This is a genomic window from Pseudoalteromonas sp. SR43-5, from assembly GCF_014163835.1.
Classification (GTDB): domain Bacteria; phylum Pseudomonadota; class Gammaproteobacteria; order Enterobacterales; family Alteromonadaceae; genus Pseudoalteromonas; species Pseudoalteromonas distincta.
Genome location: NZ_JACJEA010000002.1, coordinates 33,596 through 58,453, shown reverse-complemented (window position 1 = coordinate 58,453; position 24,858 = coordinate 33,596). Strand labels below are relative to the sequence as shown.

At 36.7% G+C, this 24,858-nt stretch carries 16 protein-coding genes; 10 read left to right on the top strand and 6 right to left on the bottom strand.

Annotated features, from left to right (window positions below):
• The first annotated feature begins 69 nt into the window (after window positions 1–69).
• A complete protein-coding gene (locus H5090_RS01705; RefSeq protein WP_076924661.1) occupies window positions 70–1,476 on the top strand; it encodes a sodium:alanine symporter family protein in 1,407 nt (468 codons plus the stop codon).
• A gap of 126 nt (window positions 1,477–1,602) precedes the next feature.
• On the top strand, window positions 1,603–2,643 hold the full coding sequence (locus H5090_RS01700) for a patatin-like phospholipase family protein (protein ID WP_182694868.1): 1,041 nt from the start codon (window positions 1,603–1,605) through the stop codon (window positions 2,641–2,643).
• A gap of 147 nt (window positions 2,644–2,790) precedes the next feature.
• Here the strand turns inward: H5090_RS01700 and H5090_RS01695 are convergent, their stop codons facing one another.
• Both H5090_RS01695 and H5090_RS01690 read right to left on the bottom strand, forming a co-directional pair.
• Window positions 2,791–3,252 (bottom strand): hypothetical protein, encoded by a 462-nt coding sequence (locus H5090_RS01695; RefSeq protein ID WP_182694867.1) that lies wholly within the window; start codon window positions 3,250–3,252, stop codon window positions 2,791–2,793.
• Between the two features lie 410 nt (window positions 3,253–3,662).
• A complete protein-coding gene (locus tag H5090_RS01690; protein WP_024596516.1) occupies window positions 3,663–4,226 on the bottom strand; it encodes a YSC84-related protein in 564 nt (187 codons plus the stop codon).
• 149 nt (window positions 4,227–4,375) lie between these two features.
• Here H5090_RS01690 and H5090_RS01685 point away from each other — a divergent pair, with 149 nt between their 5' ends.
• Entirely contained in the window at window positions 4,376–5,587 is a 1,212-nt protein-coding gene (locus tag H5090_RS01685; RefSeq protein ID WP_182694866.1) for a tyrosine-type recombinase/integrase, read from the top strand.
• Window positions 5,587–6,786, top strand: coding sequence for a sodium:proton antiporter (locus H5090_RS01680; protein ID WP_182694865.1), 1,200 nt, complete (start codon window positions 5,587–5,589; stop codon window positions 6,784–6,786). The genes H5090_RS01685 and H5090_RS01680 overlap by 1 nt, the downstream gene beginning before the upstream one ends.
• A gap of 140 nt (window positions 6,787–6,926) precedes the next feature.
• Here the strand turns inward: H5090_RS01680 and H5090_RS01675 are convergent, their stop codons facing one another.
• Window positions 6,927–9,974: an FAD-binding and (Fe-S)-binding domain-containing protein gene (locus tag H5090_RS01675; protein WP_182694864.1), complete on the bottom strand. Its 3,048-nt coding sequence runs from the start codon at window positions 9,972–9,974 to the stop codon at window positions 6,927–6,929.
• 145 nt (window positions 9,975–10,119) lie between these two features.
• On the opposite strand from H5090_RS01675, the gene H5090_RS01670 reads away from it, so the two are divergent.
• On the top strand, window positions 10,120–10,329 hold the full coding sequence (locus H5090_RS01670; protein WP_182694863.1) for a PGPGW domain-containing protein: 210 nt from the start codon (window positions 10,120–10,122) through the stop codon (window positions 10,327–10,329).
• Between the two features lie 71 nt (window positions 10,330–10,400).
• On the opposite strand, the gene ppsA is transcribed toward H5090_RS01670, so the two are convergent.
• A complete protein-coding gene (gene ppsA, locus H5090_RS01665; protein ID WP_182694862.1) occupies window positions 10,401–12,776 on the bottom strand; it encodes a phosphoenolpyruvate synthase in 2,376 nt (791 codons plus the stop codon).
• A gap of 158 nt (window positions 12,777–12,934) precedes the next feature.
• On the opposite strand from ppsA, the gene H5090_RS01660 reads away from it, so the two are divergent.
• Window positions 12,935–13,744, top strand: a complete 810-nt coding sequence (locus tag H5090_RS01660) for a pyruvate, water dikinase regulatory protein (RefSeq protein WP_007583184.1) — start codon at window positions 12,935–12,937, stop codon at window positions 13,742–13,744.
• Between the two features lie 63 nt (window positions 13,745–13,807).
• On the opposite strand, the gene H5090_RS01655 is transcribed toward H5090_RS01660, so the two are convergent.
• The gene (locus tag H5090_RS01655; RefSeq protein ID WP_024596521.1) at window positions 13,808–15,157 is read right to left on the bottom strand and encodes a class II 3-deoxy-7-phosphoheptulonate synthase; all 1,350 of its coding nucleotides are present in this window, start codon (window positions 15,155–15,157) and stop codon (window positions 13,808–13,810) included.
• A 953-nt stretch (window positions 15,158–16,110) separates the two neighbouring features.
• Between H5090_RS01655 and H5090_RS01650 the strand changes: the two genes are divergently transcribed.
• Entirely contained in the window at window positions 16,111–16,986 is an 876-nt protein-coding gene (locus H5090_RS01650) for a DNA replication terminus site-binding protein (protein WP_182694861.1), read from the top strand.
• Between the two features lie 70 nt (window positions 16,987–17,056).
• Here H5090_RS01650 and H5090_RS01645 read toward each other — a convergent pair whose 3' ends face one another.
• On the bottom strand, window positions 17,057–18,271 hold the full coding sequence (locus H5090_RS01645) for a hypothetical protein (protein ID WP_024596523.1): 1,215 nt from the start codon (window positions 18,269–18,271) through the stop codon (window positions 17,057–17,059).
• Window positions 18,272–19,044: 773 nt separating this feature from the next.
• On the opposite strand from H5090_RS01645, the gene H5090_RS01640 reads away from it, so the two are divergent.
• The 3 genes from H5090_RS01640 to H5090_RS01630 all read left to right on the top strand — a co-directional run bounded on the left by H5090_RS01640 (window position 19,045) and on the right by H5090_RS01630 (window position 24,814).
• Window positions 19,045–20,283, top strand: coding sequence for an AAA family ATPase (locus H5090_RS01640; RefSeq protein WP_182694860.1), 1,239 nt, complete (start codon window positions 19,045–19,047; stop codon window positions 20,281–20,283).
• Window positions 20,284–20,298: 15 nt separating this feature from the next.
• Window positions 20,299–21,261: a transcriptional regulator gene (locus H5090_RS01635; RefSeq protein ID WP_182694859.1), complete on the top strand. Its 963-nt coding sequence runs from the start codon at window positions 20,299–20,301 to the stop codon at window positions 21,259–21,261.
• Window positions 21,262–21,667: 406 nt separating this feature from the next.
• Complete coding sequence (locus H5090_RS01630; protein ID WP_182694858.1) at window positions 21,668–24,814, top strand: DEAD/DEAH box helicase; 3,147 nt, start codon at window positions 21,668–21,670, stop codon at window positions 24,812–24,814.
• The last annotated feature ends 44 nt before the right edge of the window (window positions 24,815–24,858 follow it).

Below are 24,858 nucleotides of genomic sequence, written 5' to 3'. Positions count from 1 at the left end.
GATGTCGTAAGCAAAAGCCGTTATATCCGCAACAGGATACTAATATAAAAATATAAGAAGGAATTAGCAATGTTCGATACCGTCGTCAAAAGCGTAAACAACCTTTTGTGGGGAGAAGGTCAGGTACTTATTTATATACTCTTGTTTACAGGGATATGGTTTTCAGTACGACTAAAAGCAATTCAAATACTTAAATTTAAACATATGTTTAGCCTTTTAAAAGGCAGTAGCAAATGTAAAAAAGACGACATTTCATCATTCCAAGCATTGTGTACAGGGCTTTGCGCACGAGTAGGCACTGGTAATTTAGCCGGTGTGGCTGTGGCAATTTCACTTGGCGGCAGCGGTGCAATATTTTGGATGTGGGTAATAGCCATATTGGGTATGGCTACAGGCTTTGCTGAAAGCGTACTTGGGCAAGTATATAAAGTGCGAGATAGTGGCGGCGAGTTTAGAGGCGGCCCTGCATATTATATTCAACAAGGTTTGGGTAGCCGAGCATTTGCAATTGTGTTTGCCGCGTGTTTGTTTTTAGGTTACGGCTTTACGTTTAGCGCAATGCAAACTAACACAATTACCGACGCACTTAATTACGCGTTTGAAGTTCCTACATTTTATTCAGGCCTGGTCATTACCGTACTAGCCGGCTCAATTATACTCGGTGGCTTTAAAGCAATTGCCCGATTTGCAGAGCGTGTTGTACCAATAATGGGCATTGTGTTTGTACTTGCTGCCGTAATTATTACTATTATAAATTTCACGCAAGTACCTGCCATGCTTAAAGATATATTTTTATCGGCGTTTGGTTTACAAGAAGCTGGGGCTGGTGCAATGGGCGCAGCCATTAAAAACGGTATACAACGTGGTTTATATTCTAATGAGGCCGGTGCAGGTAGTGTGCCGCATGCTTCAGCAAGTGCCAGCCCAATTCCTAATCACCCTGTAACGCAAGGTTACATACAAATGCTAGGCGTATTTTTCGATACAATCGTACTGTGTAGCTGTACCGCGGTGATCATTTTATTAGCCGATATAGACATTAGCGGCGAAATGGAAGGCATTCGTTTAACACAAAGCGCGATGACTGCTCACTTAGCACAAGGTGGTGTTTACTTTGTAGCAGCCGCTATAACCTTATTTGCTTTTACATCGGTAGTGGCAAACTACGCCTATGCAGAGAGCAACTTGCACTTATTTAAGCTCGACAACAAAGTAGGGCGCGGCATTTACACTTTGCTTTATTTATCAATGATGTTGTGGGGCGCATCGGCCACATTAAAAGAAGTCTGGGATTTAGCCGATATTGCCTTAGGGTTAATGACAGTGGTTAACGTTATCGCTATTATACTGTTAACGCCGACTATTTTGTCTGTTACGAGCGATTACCACGCACAAAGAGACAAAGGTTTAGAGCCCGAATTTAAAGTAAAAGATGTAAAAGTACAGGGTAAATGCGAAGACGGCATTTGGGACTAATTCAGCACACTTAACTATAAAAAGCGGTTTTATGGCAACATAAAGTCGCTTTTTGATTTGCATAAATATTCACTTTTAGTATTGTAAGAAAACTATAGCAACCAAAATAAAGGCACAATTTTTTAGATGATCGAGATTCACGCAGGGAAAACAGCGGCTAAAATTATTAACGAACAGGGCTTTAAACCTGAACTTTTTACCTCTTTTTTAGGTGCAAGTGGCGGTCCTAAATGGTTTACATTATTTGGCTTAGATAAATATATTTTTGGTGAATTTTTTAAAAGCCGCCAACCACTTAATTTAATTGGCTCATCTGCTGGCGCTTTTCGCTCTGCGTGTTTTGCACAAAACGATCCTGTTGCTGCGATTGAGCGCTTAGCAAAATCGTATTCGCAAACGCGATATTCAAGTAATAAACCTACACCAAGTGAAATCACAATAAAAGCGCGCGCATTACTTGAAGATGTTTTTGGCGATAACGGCGTAACCGAAATTATAAATAACCCAATATTTAAAGCGCACTTTATAGTAGCAAAATCGAATGGCTTTATTGCCAGCGAAAATAAATTAATACAGTTAATGGGTTTATCAAAAAGTTACATGCTTAACCGCGTTAACCGAAAATTATTAGGCTCGCAGTATGAGCGTTTTATATTTGGCCCAGCAACAAGTGACTTATCAATTACCGACACCTACAATTTTAAAACGCAAAGCATAGCGCTTACTCAAAATAATTTAAAAGACGCGTTACTTGCATCGGGTTCAATACCACTCGTTATGCAAGGCATAAAAAATATTGAAGGCTCGCCGCAAGGAATATATCGCGATGGCGGAATAATTGATTACCACTTTGATTTAAAAATTAATAACCCAGGCTTAATTTTATATCCGCATTTTAATAGTGAGCCAAAAGCAGGGTGGTTCGATAAAAATTTAAAACGTAAAGTATCACCACTTAATTACGATAATGTGGTAATGATCACTCCATCAAAAGAATTTATAGCAAGCTTACCGTACGGAAAAATTCCAGACAGAAATGACTTTACCGATCTTGATGCAGACACGCGTATAAAATATTGGAATACCGTGTTTAGTGAGACCGAGAAGTTAGCTGATGATTTTGACAGAAAACTCAATAGAGAAAATGTTGAATTGAAAATAATTTGATGATCTAATCTATCAAGTAATGACGTTCTATGTCTGGTGGTTAATTGATAATTTAAATATTACGGTACTAATATTAAAGAAAAGGGCGAAAGCCCTTATTGCTAACGCTTAAGAATACTGTAAAGCAATATAGTTTGTCTTTTGTTACTAATGAATTTTAATATAAGGCTTCATTAACTTGGTTAGCTCTTTTAAAAAACAATTTAAATTAGAACTAGCTTCTCTATTGTATTCATAAATCATTTCTAGGACAGTTGGTTCATCAGTGCTTTGCATTGCTCTTTTAGTACCATTAAAAGATACTGCACATTCATGTACTTTATCTAGAAATTTATAAATTCCAGATTTTGATGGAAATAGTAATTCTGAAGCATGAAATGAAGCAATAAAGTGGCTAAAAGTAATGTCAGAAATATATCCATTAGTATACTCTTGATATAGCTTCTGTGAATCTATATAAACTTTATATCTGCTATTAAAAAGAGCTAAATTAAGATTACGTTTTTGTATTCGAGTTTGAATGGACGCAATTACAAACATAGCTATAGCTATAAAAGCTGAGACCAGGGATACAATGAGTGTTAAGTTATCTATCGTGTTGATAGGCATTTTCTTTATCCTTGTTTATTTATTTAGTCTATCATATCAGAAAGAAAACAAATAAAAAGACTTATAAATCAGTGCTTTAATTGACCGTGCAGTCACTTAAACTAAAGTTTTTATTAACTTCCTGTTCTTTAAGATATTTCACCAATTATATTTAAAAGCTGGCTTTGTAGGTTAGATAAATAAATGTTCTAAGTTTTATTTTGTGCTTTAAATATTTTATATATCTTTTCTGATATTCATTAAACAATGAAGAGAGGATGATAAGCATTGTATATTGTATTTTATAAACGTTAAATTATTTTAGCCGATAGCTGATTACCCATAAATTACGTTATGTTAAATTACATGGGTTTTAATAAAGCGAGCGTGATTATACAAACCAGCCCGCTTTTAGGAGAGTAATTTGGTGGTTAATTAAGCTCTGAATCAACCCAAAACTTAGTACCTTTTAATACAGCTTGTAGTGCAAGGCCATTTTCGGTTACAGAATATACAGTCACTTGATCTGCAATCGCTTCGGCAACCAGTGCACCGCCTTTATCTTCGTATTTAGCTGCTGCATCAGCGTTTCCGCCAAAAGCCCAACCATGTTCAATAAATCTATTTAATGCAGCTTGGTTATGAAAAACCATTACAACGTTAAAATCTTTTACACCTAAACCAAGCCCTAAACCGGCTTCACCCATATTCATGTAAGTCGATTTACCTGTAAGGTTATTTTTAACTACGCCGTAACCGCCACCAAAACTGGCTAAAACAACATTTACGTTCGCGTTATCAAAAACAGCGTAACCAGCCGAATTAGCAATTTGTTTTTTAACATCAGGTTTTTCAGCGTATAATTTATCTAATGTATTTGTTTTCATACTTTGTACAAGTGAACGTTTTTCGCTTGGTGATGCGCTACCTGTAGTAGCACACCCAGTTAACGCAACAGTTAAAGCAAGTATGCTTAGTATAATTAGTTTTTTCATATTGTTTTCCTTAATAAGATATAGCAACCAACAACCATAGAATAATCACAGTATTAAAATAATTAGAGCTTTACTATGTCCAATACTAGACAGTATCGGACTTTAACGTTATTCTGTAAGCCTATTATTTAATTGAATATTTATACATTATGCTTGTTGCTTTGGTTGATACGTTAAAACAATTAAGATATCAAATTGCCCATCTAGATGACGGTACTCTAAATTCAGAATACCCAGAACTTGCATCCTTTATACAGGAAGTTGGCTTGACTGTAACTGAATCAAAAGCCGATCTGACATTCTTATATCAGTTTTTATATGTTTATGGCAGAAAATCAGAAGCGACTTATAGCCGTTTTCGAAATGAACTTGAACGCTTTTATTTATGGTCGTGGTTAATAGCAGAAAAATCAGTATTCGATTTAAAACGTGAAGATATTGAAGCTTACGTTGATTTTATGGTTGAACCCGATAAAGCATGGGCTGCAACTTCAGTGCAATGGCGTTATAAAGATGAACAAGGAATTCGTCGATTAAACCAAAATTGGCGCCCTTTTATGCTTAAAGAATCCATTGCTAGTCAACAAACTTTATCGGCCATGTTTACTGCCTTAAATGTATTTTATAAGTTTGCCCTACTCGAAGAAAAAACATTCGCGAACTTTGTCCCTGTTGTTAAAAAAAATAGCCCGTATTTAGTTGTTCAATCACAAATTCAAATTCCTGATACATTAAGTGATATTCAATGGGAATACGTTTTTGGTGTAACGCGTGATTTATGCGAACATAACCCTGATTTTGAGCGAAATTTGTTTACGCTTGCCTGCTTAAAAGGTCTTTATTTACGAATTTCAGAATTATCTGAGCGCCCACAATGGTCGCCGGTCATGTCTCATTTTTGGCAAGATAATGATGGATTTTGGTTTTTACGTATAATGGGTAAAGGTAATAAATTACGAGATGTAACCTTAAGTGATGATTTTGTTGAATATTTAAAACGATACAGATTATATCGAGGTCTACCTGCCCTTCCTCGGGTTGATGAATCTGAGCCGTTAGTTCATAAAATTCGCGGTCAAGGTGGTATGACCGTAAGGCAAATTAGGCGTTTAGTTCAACAAAGTTTTGATTATGCTCAGCAATCATTACTTGATGATGGTTTTAAAGATGACGCTGAACAACTTGGCGCTGCAACTGCACATTGGCTTCGTCATACTGGTGCTACACATGATGCGCAAACCAGACCGCTCAAACATTTATCAGAAGATTTAGGCCATTCTAAAATTGCGACTACCGATCAAATTTATATTCAAACAAATATTAAAGAGCGAGCAAAATCAGGACTTAAAAGGAAAATTTAATGGAGTATTTAGTAATATCATTTATAGGCGGACTATTTTTAATTTATTCTTTAACACTTCGCCAGTTAGAAAAAACAGAAGTAACAGGCCCAATGTTTTTTGTTGTTGGGGGAATATGTTTAGCTTTAATGCTACCCAACGAAGGGGATAAAATAAAAGAAGGCGTTGATCTTTTATTACCATTTATAGAGCTTACGCTAAGTATATTTTTATTTTCTGATGCAGCTAAATCAAAGTTAAGTGTATTAAGGCATAGTTTTCAGTATCCTAGTTTACTGTTGTTTGTTGCCCTACCCTTAACTTTATTACTCGGTATTGCTGTTGCTTTATTTTTCTTTGCTGAGCTTTCACTTATTGAAGCGGCGTTGCTCGCTATTATTTTAACACCTACCGATGCGGCATTAAGTAAAGGGTTACTAGCAAGTACACAAGTGCCTGAAAAAATACGCGAAGGAATAAATACTGAAAGTGGTTTGAACGATGGATTATGTGTGCCCATATTTTTAATATTTATATTACTCGCTAAAAATCCTGACTCAGCTATTACTGCAACACAAACATTAAGTGTGTTTGGCCGAGAGCTTGGCCTGGCTCTATTAATAGCTATTACAAGTATCGCTGTTTTTATACCGAGTTTAAACTTTGCAATGAAACGTCATTACTTTGCACAAAATACCAGTCCATTTTTATTACTCGGTTTTGCTATGGCTGTTTTTTCTGTCACTCAGTATTTTCATGGCAGTGGATTTATTGCGGTGTTTATTGCAGGCTTATTATTTGATAAATTTTCGACTGAAGAAGTTAGAAGAGAATTAATTGAAGACTCAGAGCACATTGCAGATTTTACATCGCTAATGATTTGGTGCTTGTTCGGGTTTGTTTGTGCTTACTTAGTTATTCCGAAATTAAATACTGAAATTATAATTTACGCTTTGTTAAGTACAACATTGATTAGAATAATTCCAGTTATGTTGTCACTGCAGTTTACGGCATTGAATATTAAAGAGCGTTTTACATTTGCGTGGTTTGGACCAAGAGGATTAGCATCAATTGTTTTTACATTGATGGTGATTGATACGCAAATAGAAAACAAATATCAAATAGCGACAATAGCAATGACGACTATTTTGTTTAGTGTATTTATTCACGGTATAAGTACAAAGCCAATTGCAGACAGTTTCGCTAAAAAATCTAAATAGCTTTTATAAAAATTAGTGAATTTTTTGCCGAGGTATCAAGGCGTTTTTCCAGCCTCAAAAACGATCATTTAATTAAGCGAATGGGTATTAATAAAAAAAGGCGTAACTTATTTTTAAGTTACGCCTTTTTTTAACTTTTATTAGCTAAGTACCTGTGCTAGTAATTCAATTGGGTGTTTTGGTTTAAATTGTTCAAAACGTTTAACTTGGCTACGACAAGAAAAGCCCGTAGATAAAAGTTGCTCAGGTTTATTTTTATCTACAATTGGTTTCCAGCTCATTTCGTAAAGCGCACGTGAGTTATCTTGATTTTGTGCTTCGTGGCCATAAGTTCCCGCCATTCCACAACAACCTGTATTTGTTGTTTTTAATGTTAAACCAATATCACTGAAAATTGTTTGCCAAACATTTGCCGCTTTTGGCAGTGCAGTTGTTTCAGTACAGTGACTCAGTAATGTAAATTCGGTATCTGTATTTTGCTTTGCGCTTAGTGATTTAAACGATTGTGTTTCTAACCACTCATGGGCAAGTTGCACATTAAATTCACCACGGTTATTTTCTAAAATTGTATTATATTCATCGCGGTAACACATAACGAGTGACGCATCTAAACCGACTAGGGGTGCATTAATATCATTTAATTTATTTAAAAACTCAGCTGCATTTTTAGCTGTAACTTTAAATTCATGCAAAAAACCTTTTACGTGTTGCGGTTTACCATTTGGTTTAAAAGGTAATAGCATTGGTTTTTTGCCAAGTTGGGTTATTAAAGTAATAAAACTTTCTACTAGTTCGGCTTCGTAAAAGCTCGTAAATGGGTCTTGTACTATTAATACATATTCACTTTGTTGCTCTGCATTTAATTTATTTAATAAATCAAAATCAAATTTTTGTGTTTTAGTAATACGCTTTGAAAGTGCAGGAATACTTAACTGTGGTGTATCAACATAGCCAACTGTTTTTTTAATAACATTGCTTACTAATGATGTTTTAACAATTGGGTTTATAACTTTTGCAAACTTTGCCATTAATGGCGCGCTGCTTTCTATGTTACCAACAAGGTAATCTTTTAGCGGACGCGCATAATAACTATGATAATAATTTAAAAAGCGCGAACGAAAAGTAGGAACATCTACTTTAATAGGGCAAGCAGTTGTACATGCTTTACATGCTAAACATTCATCCATTGACGCTTTTACTTCGTGAGAAAAGTCGTAAATACCTTTTCGTTTTTCGCGGCTGTGAACGAAACGTTCCCACCAGGTGATTACTTCACCTTTGTTAAGCTGCTTTTCTACTTCGAGTAAATCTACATTTTTTGACTCTTGTAAACGAAGCCATTCGCGCATTAAACTTGCGCGTCCTTTTGGTGAATTACGGCGATCGCCAGTTACTTTATACGATGGACACATAGGTGAATTTTCATCGTAATTAAAGCATATGCCATTACCATTACAGGTCATTGCATTGTTAAAACTGGTTTTAACTTCTATTGATATTTGCTTATCGAAGTGCGATCTCTTTTGTCCATCAACACTAACTAGTGAGTCTTCACTATCGATAGGAATGCATATTTTACCGGGGTTGATGCGGTTGTTAGGATCAAAAGCTGTTTTTATTTTACGAAGTTGCGTATATAAATGCTCACCAAAAAATTCAGGACTATATTCACTTCGGTAACCTTTACCGTGTTCGCCCCACATTAAACCACCGTACTTAGCGGTTAGTTTTACTACTTGATCTGAAATAGTTCTAAGTAGTTTTTCTTGTTCTGGGTCGCACATATCAAGTGCTGGGCGTACGTGTAAAACCCCAGCATCAACATGGCCAAACATACCATACTGTAAATTATGGCTGTCGAGTAATGCTCTAAATTCGACAATATAATCTGCTAAATTTTCAGGGGGTACAGCGGTATCTTCTGCAAAGGCGAGTGGTTTTTGACTGCCTTTTACATTACCTAATAAACCCACTGATTTTTTACGCATTGCGTAAATTTTTAGTATATCGCTTTTATCACTGGTTAACTGATATCCAATAACGCCATTAGTTTGATTTGCTACGCATTCGTCTAGAAGTTTACAAAGCGTGTCTACTTTGTCTTTTATATCATCGTTTGATACTGCATTAAACTCGACCATGTTAAGGCCTTGCATATCTTTATTTGGTACGTCGGTTATTAAGTCCGATACTAAATTCCAAATAATGTCTTCACGCGCTAAGTTTAAAACTTTGCTATCAACGGTTTCTACCGATGTTGCGCGTGCATCAACTAAAAACGGTGAATGACGAAGTGCTGAGTCAAAACTATCGTATTTGATATTTATAAGGGTTTTAAATTCGGCAATAGGCGTTAGGTTTAATTTAGCTTCAGTTACTATACCTAATGAGCCTTCTGAACCCGTTATTAAGCGGCTCATATCAAAAGTTAGTAAGTCATCACTTAGCACATGCTCTAGGTCGTAGCCGGTTAAAAACCTATTTAACCGTGGAAACTTAGCTAAAATAGCTGCGCGTTCATTAACTGAAATATCTAAAACTGTTTTATATAAACTACCAATTAGAGAGTCTTGCTCGGCTATAATTTTTGCTTTGTCGATGTCTATTGGTGAGGTACACATAGGTGTACCATCGACTAAATAAGTTGTAAGCCCTAAAACATGATCGCTTGTTTTTCCGTAAACTAGCGAACCTTGCCCAGAAGCGTCAGTACTTATCATGCCACCAATAGTTGCCCTGTTACTGGTAGATAAATCGGGCGAGAAGAAAAAACCATAAGGTTTTAAAAAGTCATTAAGTTGATCTTTTATTACGCCGGTTTGAACGCGTACCCAGCCTTCTTCTACATTTATTTCGAGGATTTCGCGCATATAGCGAGACAAATCTACAACAATACCTGGTGTTAACGATTGACCGTTAGTACCTGTTCCGCCACCACGAGGGCCAAAAGTTAAAGATAAAAATGGGTCGCGAGATGCAGTTTGCAGTGCGAGTTGAATATCTTTTTCATTTTTTGGAAAAATAACACCTTTGGGTATTTCCTGATATACACTGTTATCGGTTGAAGCAGTAATACGCGTTGCATAACTTGCATCGGTATCTCCACTAAAACCTTGGCTTGCAATGGTATTTAGGTAATTTGCGACAAGTTCTGTCGCGGCATCTTGCTGTGTAATTGTTGCTATCATGACGGCGATATTTTAGGGCATTTGACTAATTATATCATGGTGATGGCGAATAGAAATTGAAGATTTTACAGTTTGTAACACTCTTTTAGTCGATTTTAATGCAGCTTAAATTATACTCAAGTTAACGAGTAATGAGGTGTGTTATATGAAAAAAATACTATTACAGATCAGTGGCGTGCTATTTATTTTACTAGGGTTATTTTTTGCGGTTGTACCAGGACCATCACTTATATTTTTTATGGCGGGTTTATTGTGTTTTTCGTTTTATTACCCTAAAGCGCGACATTACTTATCACTTTGCCAAAAGGCGTTAACTAAGTCATGTGCTTATTTAGATAAAAAATTAGCCCGTTAACTTACTTTTAATTGGGTATAAAAAAAATGCCAGCAATACATTGCTGGCATTTTTTATAGCTTACCTATTTATTACTTTGCTAATTTTTTAGCTAGGTATAACCATGTTTCTATTACTGTGTCTGGGTTTAGTGAAACAGAGTCAATGCCCTGCTCTACTAACCATGCTGCAAAGTCTTCGTGATCTGAAGGACCTTGACCACAAATACCTACGTACTTGCCTTTTTCTTTAGCTGTTTTAATTGCCATAGAAAGTAGTTTTTTAATTGCTGGGTTACGCTCATCAAATAAATGTGCGATTAAACCAGAATCACGGTCAAGACCAAGCGTTAACTGTGTTAAATCGTTAGAGCCGATAGAAAAACCATCAAACATTTCTAAAAATTCATCAGCAAGTAATGCATTTGAAGGCAGCTCACACATCATGATTACTTTAAGACCATTTTCACCACGTTTAAGGCCATGCTCTTCTAGTAATTCAATTACGCGTTTACCTTCTTCAAGGGTACGTACGAATGGGATCATGATTTCAATGTTTGCCATATCCATGTCGTTTCTTACGCGTTTTATAGCTTCACATTCTAATGCAAAACAATCGCGGAAGTCTTCAGAGATATAACGTGCGGCGCCACGAAAACCAATCATTGGGTTTTCTTCTTCTGGCTCGTATTGCTGGCCACCAACTAGGTTTGCGTATTCGTTTGATTTAAAATCAGACATACGCACAATTACACGCTCCGGTGCAAAAGCACAACCAAGCGTTGAAATACCTTCAACCAGTTTTGTTATGTAAAACTCTACCGGTGATTCGTAACCGGCAATCATGTCAGTAATTTCTGCTTTTAATGCATCGGTTTGCGCATCAAAATTTAATAACGCTTTAGGGTGAACGCCAATCATACGGTTGATAATAAATTCAACTCGCGCAAGGCCAACACCTGCATGCGGTAAGCGTGCAAAGTCAAAGGCGCGATCGGGGTTACCCACGTTCATCATTACTTTCATTGGTAGTTCTGGCATTTTATCAACGCGTGACGTTAGTATTTCAAAATCTAAAATACCTTCGTAAATAAAGCCGGTATCGCCTTCGGCGCACGATACTGTTACTTCTTGGCCCGCTTTAATTAAATCAGTTGCATTACCACAACCAACAACTGCCGGAATACCAAGTTCGCGTGCAATTATTGCCGCGTGACACGTACGGCCACCACGATTTGTAACTATCGCTGCTGCACGTTTCATGATTGGTTCCCAATCAGGGTCGGTCATATCGGTAACTAAAATGTCGCCTACTTGTACCTGGTCCATTTCTTTGATTGAATCAAGAACACGTACAACACCGCTACCAATTTTGTGACCAATTGCACGGCCTTCAACAAGTACATTACTTGTGCCATTTAATTGAAAACGTTCCATTACGTTTGAGTCTTCGTTTGAGCGGACAGTTTCTGGACGTGCTTGAACTATATATAGTTTGCCGTCGTTTCCGTCTTTTGCCCATTCGATGTCCATAGGACGACCGTAATGTTTTTCAATGATTACAGCTTGTTTGGCAAGATCTTGCACTTCTTCATCTGTAATCGAAAATTTATTAGAAAGCTCAGGGTCAACATCAACGATGTCTACTTGCTTACCATGTGCTTTGTCTTCTGAGTAAATCATTTGTATGGCTTTAGAACCAATATTACGACGTACTACTGAAGGTTTGTTTTTAAGGAGTGTTGGCTTATGAACATAAAATTCATCAGGGTTAACGGCGCCCTGTACAACCATTTCACCTAAGCCATAGCTTGATGTAATAAATACAACGTCTTCAAAACCAGACTCTGTATCAATACTAAACATTACGCCAGATGCTGATTTATCTGAACGTACCATGCGCTGTATACCTGCAGATAACGCTACACCACGGTGATCGTAACCTTGGTGAACACGATATGAGATTGCACGGTCATTAAATAATGAAGCAAATACGTGTTTAATAGCGACCATGACTGAATCGATACCGACAACGTTAAGGAAAGTTTCTTGTTGGCCTGCGAATGATGCATCTGGCATATCTTCAGCGGTAGCTGATGAACGTACCGCAAATGAAACATCTGTTGCAGTATCGCCATGGAGTTGGCTATATGCGTCGCGAATGGCTTGATCTAGGTTTGGTTGGAATGGTGTGTCGATTATCCATTGGCGGATATCGGCACCGACTTTAGCGAGTGTATTTACATCATCAACATCAAGTGTATCTAAGATGTCATGAATTTTGGCGGTGAGTCCTGATTGATCTAGAAACTCATTAAAAGCATCTGCGGTAGTTGCGAAACCACCCGGTACTTGTACACCTGCGTTTGCGAGGTTTGAAATCATTTCGCCAAGTGACGCGTTTTTACCGCCAACTCGAGGAACATCTTGCATACCAAGCTCTTGATACCAGAGAACGTATTCTTGCACGGATCTTTCTCCAAAAAAAAACAAATTGTAGGTCTAACTGTGAGAGTTAAGAAAGAAAACCTTTTATAAAGGTCGTCATCATTCTACACTGGCAACAGTCCTCACGTAAACCGTGGGAAACCCATTTTAGGGATTTAAACGCAATAAAAAGGTTAATTATGAGAACTGCTTTTTATATATCAGATGGAACAGCAATTACTTCAGAGGTGTTTGGGCATGCGACTTTGTCGTTGTTTCCTATCGATTTTAATCATAAAACAATTCCATTTGTAGAAACGGAAGAAAAAGCGCACGAAATTAAAGCTTTAATTAATGCAACCGCTGCAAAAACAGGTGAAAAGCCTTTCGTGTTTTTTACTTTTGTAAATCACAATTTAAGTGAAATTATAAAATCGGCTGATGCAGTTACGTATGATTTTTTAACTACGTATAGCGAAAAAATAGAAAAAGAGCTCAATGTAGCCCCTGTTCCAAAAATGCATCGTACGCATTCTATCCACGAAAAAAGTTATGATTTTAGAATTGATGCGGTTAACTATGCTCTTATGAATGATGATGGTGGAAATATTAAAAACTTTTCCGAAGCAGACATCATTTTAATTGGCGTTAGCAGAAGTGGTAAAACACCGACAAGCTTATACTTAGCACTGCAGTACGGCATTAAAGCGGCTAACTACCCTATTACAGAAGAAGATTTAGATAATGAAGGTTTGCCTAAATGTTTAGTCCCTTATAAACATAAGTTATTTGGACTGACGATTGACCCTGAGAGGCTTGCGGCTATAAGGCATCGACGTATGGCTAACTCTAAGTATGCTTCAATTAAACAGTGCCGTATTGAGGTGCGCGAAGTAGAAATGTTGTATAAGCGTCACAAAATAGCTTACTTTAATTCTACGCATCATTCTGTTGAAGAGATTTCTGCAAAAATACTGATAGAAACAGACTTGGAGCGACGTAAGTACTGACTTACTCATCAAATTTGAAATAAAAAAACCGCAACTAAGCGGTTTTTTTTGTATCAATAAATATTATTTACGTGCGTCTTTTAGTAAATCAGCTACTAAAAAGCCTAACTCTAATACTTGGTCGGCGTTAAGGCGTGGATCACACTGTGTTTTGTAACGCTGTGCTAAGTCATCGTCAGATAAACCGTAAGCACCGCCTGTACATTCTGTTACGTGCTGACCTGTCATTTCTAGGTGAACACCACCTGCGTATGAACCTTCTGCTTTGTGTACAGCGAAGAATTGACTGATCTCGCGCATGATATTATCGAAGTTACGCGTTTTGTAACCTGAAGTCGCTTTTTCAGTATTACCGTGCATTGGATCTGAGCTCCAAATTACTTTACGGCCTTCTTGTTGAACTCTTCGTACTAGTGCTGGGAGTTTTTCTGGCAGTACGTCTGCACCCATACGTGTAATTAGCGTTAAACGACCAGGAATGTTATCTGGGTTTAATGCGTCAATTAAACGAATTAGGTCGTCTGGGTCCATACCTGGGCCAACTTTAACACCAATTGGGTTTTTAATGCCTTTAAAGAACTCAATATGTGCGTGGTCTAGTTGGCGTGTACGTTCACCAATCCAAACAAAGTGAGCAGAACAATCGTACCAATCACCCGATAAATGGTCGCGACGTGTTAGTGCCTCTTCGTAACCAAGTAGTAAAGCTTCGTGAGAAGTGTATAAATCGGTTTCTTTTAAGCTTGGCGCAATTGTAGAGTTAATTCCGCACACTTCCATAAACTCTAGTGCGTCTTGAATTTTATCTGCAAGTTGTTGGTATTTTTCTTTAAGTGGATTTGCAGCAACAAAGCCCATGTTCCAGCGGTTAACCTGATGAAGATCGGCTAGGCCACCTTGTGCAAATGCACGTAATAAGTTCAACGTAGCGGCACTGTGATGGTATGCAGTCATTAAACGTTGTGGGTCTGGAATGCGCGCTTCTTCTGTAAACTCAATATTATTAATGATGTCGCCACGGTAAGATGGTAAAGACACGCCATTAATTGTTTCTAAGTCTGCTGAACGAGGTTTAGCGTATTGACCAGCCATACGCGCTATTTTAACTACAGGGCATTTACCGCCATAAGTTAATACAACAGCCATTTGTAAAATTGTTTTGAATGTATCGCGAATATTAGCGGCATTAAAATCGCTAAACGACTCGGCACAGTCACCACCTTGAAGTAGAAATGCACGACCTTCGCACACGTCTTCAAGTTGTTTGAATAGGCTTCTTGTTTCTTCTGCAAAAACTAGAGGCGGAGCCGTTTTTAATTGGCCTTCAACTGATTTAAGTATTTCTTGATCTGGGTACTGTGGCTGCTGCAGTATTGGCAGCTCTCTCCAGCTATTTGGGTTCCACGATGACATAATTTTTCCTCATTCCTACATTACCTGATAAGAAGAAATTAACGTATGCAGACCCCTATGTTCAAGGACTAAATTCACTATTTTCCAATTATTTAGTTATGAGTTAAGTATAAAAGTAATTTTACTTAACTCAGGTGGTTATATAACAATCACTTTAGTTTTATTTCAAATAAACTAAAGTGATTTAAAACATACATTTAGAGTTAATTAGTTTCAATTTTAACACATTGAGAATAAATAAAGCACAAGGGTATATTATATGTATTTTACCTAAGAACACATCATACTTAAATTGCATCAAGTGTACTCTTAACTTTACGCGATAAATTAATTATTAACTAACAGGGACTATGTGCAGGCCTAAATATATGATATGGCATTTTGTGTTGTTCATTTATATGTACTTTAAGCCTAGTAGAATAGCGCTGTTGATTATTCTGATGCCAGAATATACTTACAACTGACACAAGGTAATCTGCTGATTCACCACTCACCTTCCCATCCTGCCGGCAACGTTATTTAGCAAGTTGTGATAACTAAAAACTTAACTGCCAGTGATGCCTTAAATGGCTCTCATGCAAAAATCATGTATGACATTCTACGCTTTTAGATGATAAACCCATAGTTAAAACACGTTATAATATTAATCACTAATTAGAGAAACAACCAAAACTAACACTATTATTTAGAATACAACCGCACCAAGTTCATTTTACATTTCTCATTTATTACACTATATGGGCAATTAAGCTCTAAGCGGACTAACTCTTTAATCAATAAAACAGTACTAAATTACAGGAATAAGTAGAACCATTCACTCCAGAAAGAACACATCATACTATATCCACTTTTGATACAGTCTGGACGCCAAGTATTATTTTATTAAATATTTACTCAATGCAAAGTGCATGCAATAATATGAAGTTAGTAAGATGTGTTCTTTGAGGTGTGCCGTGGTTACTAAAGTGCAAATTAGGAGTCAGTTTGATTTAATGAACGAATTAACTTTAAGGTTAATTGAGGAATTAAACGAATGTGAGTTTTCCAGAGCAGAGTACTATCAGTTACCTGATGTAAGTAATTTAGATGAAAATAAGGTTCCTGAGTCCATACATGTCTCTAAAATAACGGGAGCGCCGGCTCAAAAGGCAATTTTAAACTCCTTTTCTGACATTTATAAAAAATCGGGCTTAAGCAGTCGCGTGTTAAAAAGGCACCCTGGTTTACTTGTTATTAAAAATGCAGATAAACAAGCTTTAAATAATCGTATAGCACAGGTTAACAAAGCTAAAGCTAGTTTCAAAGAGTGTATATTGGCAATTGATAATAACGATGCCCGATTTGAGGCTGTTCATAATGCAATACCAAATTTAATAACACTTGCTGCTTATCGTAAGATTCACAGTGAGAGTGAATCACCATTTTCTGTTAGGTTTACTTGGATGCACAAGCACGCAACTAAAACATTAACTAAAAAAATGGCCCTCGAAATGCTCGACAAATCGGCCAGTTATCGAAATCCAAGAATGATAGATCAACAAAAATGGCAATCACTTGTAGCTCAAGAACAATTACGGGTTGCTAGTTTAGGTGAAAAGGAAAAATTAAGAATTCGTCGCCCTACTCGCGTAAGCCCTCAAGTTAATGTGAGATACACAGCACAAAACCGCTATCATGTGAGCGCCGCATTACCATTTATTCTGATTAATCCAGAACCAGACGTTAAAATAGGTATCTTACCTGATTATAAAAAACCCGAAGCTCATCCTCGAAAACGTGAGTATGATTTTTTAGTTGATAGGCTATATTTAGAACAAGTTGACCGATAGCTATTATGTTAAAAAGGCCACAATATGTGGCCTTTTTAGTAAATATGTACAGTATTTAAAATAACGTTTATTATTTTTCTACTATCTCTTCTATTTTATCTTCATCAATTAACACTGCATTTTCAACAATACGTTTACCGCCTTGAATCTCAATGCGCTTGTTGTGTTTGTTCAATGTAAGTATTTCATCGCAAAACTGATCAGAGGGGTGCATTTCGTATGTGTAATCAATAATGTTACCAGTTTTGTCATCTTTGACGTTTGTAATGCTGTATTCTGATATAGCACCTTTTTCAATCAAATCTTTCATTGTGGTGGTCATATCACGACGAAGCGCTTTTAATTTATTTTCCGTAATATCATCAGTTGAATAAATAGATCCGTATTTTTCCATAATAGAAAGTAATCTAAAATGATACGTTTTACCTGGAGCTGCATAACGCCAAAGGTGATACAAACGAAGCATCATCCAACGCGACAATCCCCGTTTTAATTCTTGTGCACTGTTAAAGTAATATCCTTTGTATTCAAGGTTATCAATCATGTTATGAACAAACGCATTTAAACAGGCCACACACTTTACATTGCCACCTTGACCCTTTTTACCACTAAAGTGAAGTGACGATAAAAAATTCATATTTGACTCGTAAAACGAATCATCTATATCGGAGTTTTTAGTATCGGTTGCTGAGTATTTAAATGAAAGTTTAGAACCTTGCAATGCTTCAAGTGACTCTTTAATTGCAGGATATGGCATTGACTGCCCTACCGCTTTGAGCTCTTGCGCTAATTCGTTCATAGAAAAAACAACCGCGTATTGAATACCGGACTTAAAATTAATTTTAACTATTTTGCCTTTAGAAGCTAAACGAATAAGTGCTCGTTCTACTTTTTCTTCCCTGTCCGATGGCCAAACAAGATACTCAATATCTTCACCATCTTTACGAGTACTGACAACAGCAGGGGTAATTTTTATCTCACCATCGTATAAAATACCATCTACTTTCTCTGATATTTTACGCGTAATGATTGTTTTTTTAGGCGCTTCTTCAAGTGGCAATTTTTTATAGCCAGAGCGAACAAAACGGCCCCACAAATCATAATGATTAAACGTGTTTGAATATGCACGTAAACCATGAGCTGCATTTTCAATAGAAATTCGCACGTCTTTGTTGTCTGTAAATAGTGCTAAACTTTCGTTATCAATTGCACTTTCCACCCCGTGGATTTGGCCCCTGAGTGTATCGGGCAAATTATCTACCGAGATGTTGACCTTTCGGCTCATTGTTCTTATTTCCATTTTTATTGCGACATCTAATAACAACACATTAAACAACAAAAGTTAAATGTTTAAGTTAGTATAAAAGTGATCTGACTTTAAATAAAACGTTTAGATCACTATTATACTAAGTAATGTACATAACTTGCGATTTCAGATCATATTTTTACTAACTAGGTCATCTCAAATCGGTTTTTTACTAACTCAGCTGTTATTTTGTCCATCACAATGGCTTTATTTTAAAATTTAGCACGACAAATTCATACGAAAATTAATATCCCTGTGGATAAAGGCTTATCGAGTTAGCATAGATCTGATCTGTACCAAGTACAGATCAGATCTATACTAATTAAACGTACCTATTGACGCTAAGGTTAGTGCATAACTTTATAATTTACTTAGTAAAAAATTGATCTCAAGGGCTCTTTTTGTTCATAACCTTATGCGTAACCTGTGTATAACTTGATTTAAAAAATAAGGCTTAGTAAAAAGGTGATCTGCAGGTAGATAAAGATCTGATCTTAACCAAGTATAACGCTGATCTGCTTTTTTTTATATTGTTTATATTAATCATAATGTTATGTGTTAATTTAAGGTCCTTAACCTTTACTACCTTATATATTTAACCACCTTTAAACTTCTTTATTTATACTAAGCAATATTAAAAGTGTAAAAGTATTTTTAAATGTCTTCTTTTTAAAATGCATGTCGTCTTAAATAGTTGTTTACAGCAATTTGAATGGACATTATACTAACTGCCTAACTTTGAGGAAGAAAGTATGTCTATCAATAATAACGCGCTAAGTACCTACCGGCTTTTAAAAGCAACTGCCGAAGTAGCTGAAAAATCATTAGAAGGTCGTATTCAGCACTATCGTGCTCATCTTAAATCAGAAGAAAAAGAATTAAGAACTTATACGCAAAAAGCAGCTGCCGATTTATTAGGTTGTAATAATCGTACTTTAAAAAGACGTCATGACAACGGTGACTTTGATGATTTAAACATAAAACGCGGCGCCAATGGTCATTATGCTTACACATTAGTAAATATTTTTGCTATGGCTGATATTATGGATATTAAACCAGATCATCGTACTGCTGATGACAAACTGCAAGTTATTGTCATTAATTCTCTCAAAGGTGGTTGTGGCAAAACAACCAGCATGGTTAATATTGCAGCAGCGCTGGCAACTACAAATATTAAGCGCTATCGCATTGGAATAATTGATTTAGATCCTCAAGGCTCTTCTTCAAGCTTTTTTCCTTCAAGCGAACATGACCCAATTACTGTTGGTGATTTAATGCGTGATTGTATAGATTTGGATGAGGGCGAAACATGGCCTGAATTTGTTTCAAACTCATTTTTACCAACGCATATCCCAAATATTCGTGTACTACCATCAGGTATGGACGATTTTTATTTTGAGCACGAAACTGCAACATTACTCAAAGACACCTCAAATTATGAGCAAACTCGTCATTACCATAAGTTACTTGAAAAAGTAATTAACCCTGTTAAAGACGAGTTTGATATTATATTAATAGATACAGCTCCAACTCTTAACTTTATGTTTTATAATGCATTAATGGCTTCTACTGCGATGCTTATACCTGTTCATCCAGAAGCTGTAGACTTTGATGCTAATAATAAATATTTAAAACGACTAGGCGAGATTTACCATACCGTTGCGGCACTTGGCCATGAGGGATGGGATTTTATGCAGTTTTTAGTGACCAACTATGTAAAAGGTAATCACTCACAGCGCGATATTGTTAAAGATGTTCGTAGTGCATTCGGTCGCCAAGTTATGAGTTACCCAATCAACCACAGCTCGGCGATTACTGCTAGCTCTTCGTCTTTCAATACTATTTTTGATCAAAAAGCGTCAGACAGCTTAGCAAGCCGTGAATCACTAATGCGCGCTCAAGAAAATATCAAAGATGTGGTCGATGAGCTAGAAATGCTTATTCGTTCAAATTGGCAGTCAACTCAATCAACACTCAATACCCCTAAGTAAGGATGTTAAATAAAAATGGCTAAAAAACGTAAAAATGACACCCGCTTAGATCCTTTTGCAACAGCTGTAGGAAGTAGTAGCCTTGACGCATTACTTGAACAAGCAAATGCTGGTGATGTAATTCGCATGCCAGCACCGAGCGATCCTGAGCGCCAAATTACTCTTATTTGCAAAGTGATCGCACACGCTGACATTGAATCTACAACAGGTGTGTACGGTAAAAACCGCCGTGTACAAGCACTTCTTAACGAAAAGTCAGTATCGGATATTTTACCTGCCATTGCAGAGGATGGCCGTAATCAGCACCCTGCGTTACTTTGGGATCAGGGTGGTAAAAGCTTAGTCTTAGCGGGTTCTCGCCGTCGTATGGCCTGTATTTTAGGTAACGCTGATTATTTAGTACTTAGTTCAAGTGACTTTACTGAGCAAGACGCTAAAATTTTAGCTGTATCTTCAGATCAATATATCGCTCCAAGTCTATGGGAGCTAGGACAAGCTTACCAGCAAACTAAAAATGAGCTTATTGAACAAGGTAAAAAAGGATCTTACAGAGAGATTGCTGCAATTGAAGGTGTATCACACACCGCCATTGCAGATGCTGTTAAAGCGTATGAACAAATACCTGCTGAAGTTATTGCACTCTACCCTACTGCGAATCACGTGGGTCGCGAAGTGGCTAAAAAGCTCATGAGCGCAAAGGAGAGAGACCAAGAGGCGTTTAATCAACTTGTTAGTGACCTAGCTAGTGATGAAGAGCTAAACGCCATTACAAGTGACGACAAGCGTGCAATGGCAATCACCAAATGCCTAACTGCTGAGCCTCAAGCTGCTGTTAAGCGTGAAGCTGTACTTGAAAATAAGTTTGTATCGGTACAACGCAATTTAAAAAGTGGTGATGTGTCTATCAAAATCGACAATAAAGTGATGACAGACAAACGCTTAGAACAATTAACTAAGCTATTAAGTGTCTTTAATTAGTTAGTTAAATAATGATCTGTCAGACATATATACTTAGTTAAATACTGATCTGACAGATTGTTTTGTTAGTAAAAATCTGATCTTTACTAGCCTAATCCTACCTTAAATAATCATATTTCCTCTTCAAGATCACTTTTTTACTAACTAATCGCCCCTTTTTAGCTATTTGCTCTTGGTTTATTATTATTGTTAGTAAAATTGTGATCTATAACGTGTGGTTTAATCTTTATATTTGTATGTAGTGCCTAATATTTTGCGAAATTTTATACTCATTTTTACCTATAAACCGATTTTTTACTAAGCTATCAGCTCCAACCAGTTTATATCTTGTTAATAGTGCTTTAGCTCAGAGCACATAAGGCATATACTGGCAGAATTATTTTTAAAATTTAATGCTTAGAGTGACATGTCTGCTAACTTATCAAAAAATGATTTAATGGCTATTTTTGAAGAAATTAAAAATGAGCAGGCTACCCAGTTTCCTCTTTCTGAACGCTTTATTAAAAAACTTTTTCGCGAAAATGTCTTAGATAAAGGCAAAGAGTACTACAAGAAAGGTCAAATCACCTGGCTAGAGCATACCCCTAATTTTTCTGTTGTAGACTCTACCGTGCAAGTGGATAACGGATCATCATTTAACCAACGTATTGAGATCAGTAAAGTACCAACTGGTTATTCTGTTGATACACACTGTACGTGTAATGCAAAAACCAAATGCCGACATTTAGCTGCTATTTTGTTTAAGCTTAAAATAGAGCACTCTGGTGAATACGGTGAAGATTACTTCATTAATGATTGGTTTAGTGAATTAAGCGCTCTTAAAAGTGGTGATCAACATACGCCGTCGCAAGTATTATTATTTGTATTAGATATTGAAAATAACAAAGTATTTTTAACACCTAAAATAGCTAATTTTGAGACTAAAAAGAATTACACGTTAGGCCGAAACCTCACAGAGCAACAGTTAAATAGTTTCGTAACGCCAAATGATTTACTCGAAAGTGATTTTAGATTATTTAGTTGGATACGTTCACAAAATGCAGTAGGAAGTATTGAGCTAAAAGGCCAATGGGGCTTTAGTGCCCTACAACAATTGATAGCTACTGAGCGCTTGTTTTTTCAGCGCTCTCGCGTGCCAATTAAAGCGCAATCTGGCCAAGCATTGAGTTTTAGATGGGAGCAAGATAAAGATCTATCACAATTAGTTATTAAGCTTGAGCAAACCCAAAACTGGGCTTTATTAAAAACAACACCGCCTACTTATCTCGATTTAGATCATTTAAAAGCGGGTCGTCTTCGTACCCCATTGAGTGCAGACGAAATAGCGCATTTACAAACTATGCCTGCTTTGCATGACGCTAATTTTGACAGAATATATAAACAGCTTGCCGATAACTTTGGTGCAGGTGTTATACCGCACCCTACTAACTTGCAGCCAACGTTACCTAAGCTATCTAGTAATGCTGTTTTAAAAGTAACAATGGGCGAGCAAGGTTTATCACTTTCGCTGTTATTTAAGTATAAAAATAAAAACTATTTAGCTGGTTCTGCCCCAGCAAGTACTATAAATAGCGCATTTGAAAACACCGTAACTAACGAGCTAATCAATCTAGGGTTTGAATTTTGTAAAGGGGGTTTACAAAGTGAGCTTGTATTTACAAAGCAATCTCCTATCCATTTGCATTGGCTAATATACGAAGTATTCCCTGGCTTTAAGCAGCGTGGTTGGCAAGTCAGTGTAAGTAAAGTAACAAGCCCTAATCCACAATGTGAAGTGAGTTTACATGTACACCGTGCAGCAGGGCATCAAATGCACTGCAAAGTATTGTTGTGTGACGCAAAAGCATCGCTGTTGTTTACTAATGCTGATTCGCTTTATCAGTCATTGAATCGCCAAAGTGAACTGTTTTATTACTACCCGCTTGGCCGTCAATTTGGGGTTATTAATAAGTCTGCCATTAACTTATTAAACGAATTTAAAGAACGTTTTGAATTTGTAAAAACACGTGACGAATTTAATATTCCGCTTTCGTATTTGCCTGAACTAGTAAAGCACACAGCTATTAACGTAGAGCTTCACGACGATTCACTTGAGCTATATTTACAAGAGTTAAATAATACCGATAAGGCAATGCCTAAGGTTTCCTTACATGGCTTAAATGACTCAGTAACACTTCGTGAGTACCAACAGCAAGGCGTTGATTGGCTTAGTTTTTTAAAACGTCATCAATTAGGTGGTATTTTAGCTGACGACATGGGGTTGGGTAAAACACTCCAAGTTATTGCATTTTTAGCGAGTACATTTAATCGCCCACAAGCAGGCCCTACACTTATAGTGTGCCCAACTAGCTTGGTGAGTAATTGGAAAAACGAAATTACTAAGTTTGCTAAAAGTTTAAAAGTAACCACTATTTTTGGATCAAACCGTAACGATCCTTTACAACACTTAGCACAAGCGCAATGCATTCTTACTACATACCCGCTTTTAAAGCGTGATATTGCATATTATTCGCCATTATATTTTGAAAATATTATCCTCGATGAAGCACAATACATTAAAAACGATACCGCACAGGTCTCACGATTAGTTAAACGCTTAAATGCCGACTTTAAACTTTGTTTAAGTGGTACTCCAATCGAGAATAATTTACTTGAGCTTAAATCGTTACTCGATTTTGCTATGCCATCGTTACTTGGGTCTCAAGCCCACTTTAAGCAGCACTTTCAAACACCTATTGAGCGTGAAGCTGATATGCAGAGGGCTGAGCAGTTAAAAGCGTTAATTATGCCCTTTATAATGCGCCGCACTAAAGCACAAGTAGCGCAAGAGTTACCTGAAAAAACAGAGCTTACAAAAGAGTTTGAGTTTGAGCCTAAGCAAAAAGAAATGTATCAAGGCATTACACGTTCATTAGAAGAGAAGCTAATAGACTTATTTGCCGAACAAGGCGCACAAAAAAGTAAGCTTGCATTTTTAGAGGCGCTTTTAAAGTTAAGGCAAATTTGTTGCCACCCTAAATTAATAGATCCAGATACTCAAGCAGGCTCCGCTAAGCTTGAATGGTTAACAACAAACTTACCGCTTATGCTAAGCCTGGGTCGTAAGATTATTATATTTAGTCAGTTTACATCGGCACTCGATTTAATAGCCCAACGCCTTGAAGAAATAAACATTAACTTTAGTATGCTTACAGGGCAAACGCGTCAACGAGATAAAGTAATCGACGAGTTTACCAGTGGTAAAACATCCGTGTTTTTAATTAGCTTAAAAGCCGGTGGAACAGGCCTTAACTTAACACAAGCAGATACCGTTATTCATTTTGATCCATGGTGGAATCCCGCAGTAGAAAAGCAAGCGACTGATAGAGCCTACCGTATTGGTCAAACTAATCCTGTATTTGTTTATAAGCTCATAATGAGTAACTCAATAGAGCAAAAAGTATTTAGAATGCAGCAAGACAAGCAAGCCCTTGTTGATGCATTATTTACTGATAAATCAATGAGCTTTACAAAGTTTGATGAGCAGCAAATGTTGTCATTAATTAAAAACTAAAAAAGATCTAAAAAGTTTTGATCTTTTTATGAACTTAATTAAAA

Excerpts from the sequence above, each read along its gene's own strand:
- H5090_RS01705 (WP_076924661.1), top strand. The coding sequence starts at position 70 with ATGTTCGATACCGTCGTCAAAAGCGTAAACAACCTTTTGTGGGGAGAA.
- H5090_RS01700 (WP_182694868.1), top strand. The coding sequence starts at position 1,603 with ATGATCGAGATTCACGCAGGGAAAACAGCGGCTAAAATTATTAACGAA.
- H5090_RS01695 (WP_182694867.1), bottom strand. The coding sequence starts at position 3,252 with ATGCCTATCAACACGATAGATAACTTAACACTCATTGTATCCCTGGTC.
- H5090_RS01690 (WP_024596516.1), bottom strand. The coding sequence starts at position 4,226 with ATGAAAAAACTAATTATACTAAGCATACTTGCTTTAACTGTTGCGTTA.
- H5090_RS01685 (WP_182694866.1), top strand. The coding sequence starts at position 4,376 with ATGCTTGTTGCTTTGGTTGATACGTTAAAACAATTAAGATATCAAATT.
- H5090_RS01680 (WP_182694865.1), top strand. The coding sequence starts at position 5,587 with ATGGAGTATTTAGTAATATCATTTATAGGCGGACTATTTTTAATTTAT.
- H5090_RS01675 (WP_182694864.1), bottom strand. The coding sequence starts at position 9,974 with ATGATAGCAACAATTACACAGCAAGATGCCGCGACAGAACTTGTCGCA.
- H5090_RS01670 (WP_182694863.1), top strand. The coding sequence starts at position 10,120 with ATGAAAAAAATACTATTACAGATCAGTGGCGTGCTATTTATTTTACTA.
- H5090_RS01660 (WP_007583184.1), top strand. The coding sequence starts at position 12,935 with ATGAGAACTGCTTTTTATATATCAGATGGAACAGCAATTACTTCAGAG.
- H5090_RS01655 (WP_024596521.1), bottom strand. The coding sequence starts at position 15,157 with ATGTCATCGTGGAACCCAAATAGCTGGAGAGAGCTGCCAATACTGCAG.
- H5090_RS01645 (WP_024596523.1), bottom strand. The coding sequence starts at position 18,271 with ATGAGCCGAAAGGTCAACATCTCGGTAGATAATTTGCCCGATACACTC.
- H5090_RS01640 (WP_182694860.1), top strand. The coding sequence starts at position 19,045 with ATGTCTATCAATAATAACGCGCTAAGTACCTACCGGCTTTTAAAAGCA.
- H5090_RS01635 (WP_182694859.1), top strand. The coding sequence starts at position 20,299 with ATGGCTAAAAAACGTAAAAATGACACCCGCTTAGATCCTTTTGCAACA.
- H5090_RS01630 (WP_182694858.1), top strand. The coding sequence starts at position 21,668 with ATGTCTGCTAACTTATCAAAAAATGATTTAATGGCTATTTTTGAAGAA.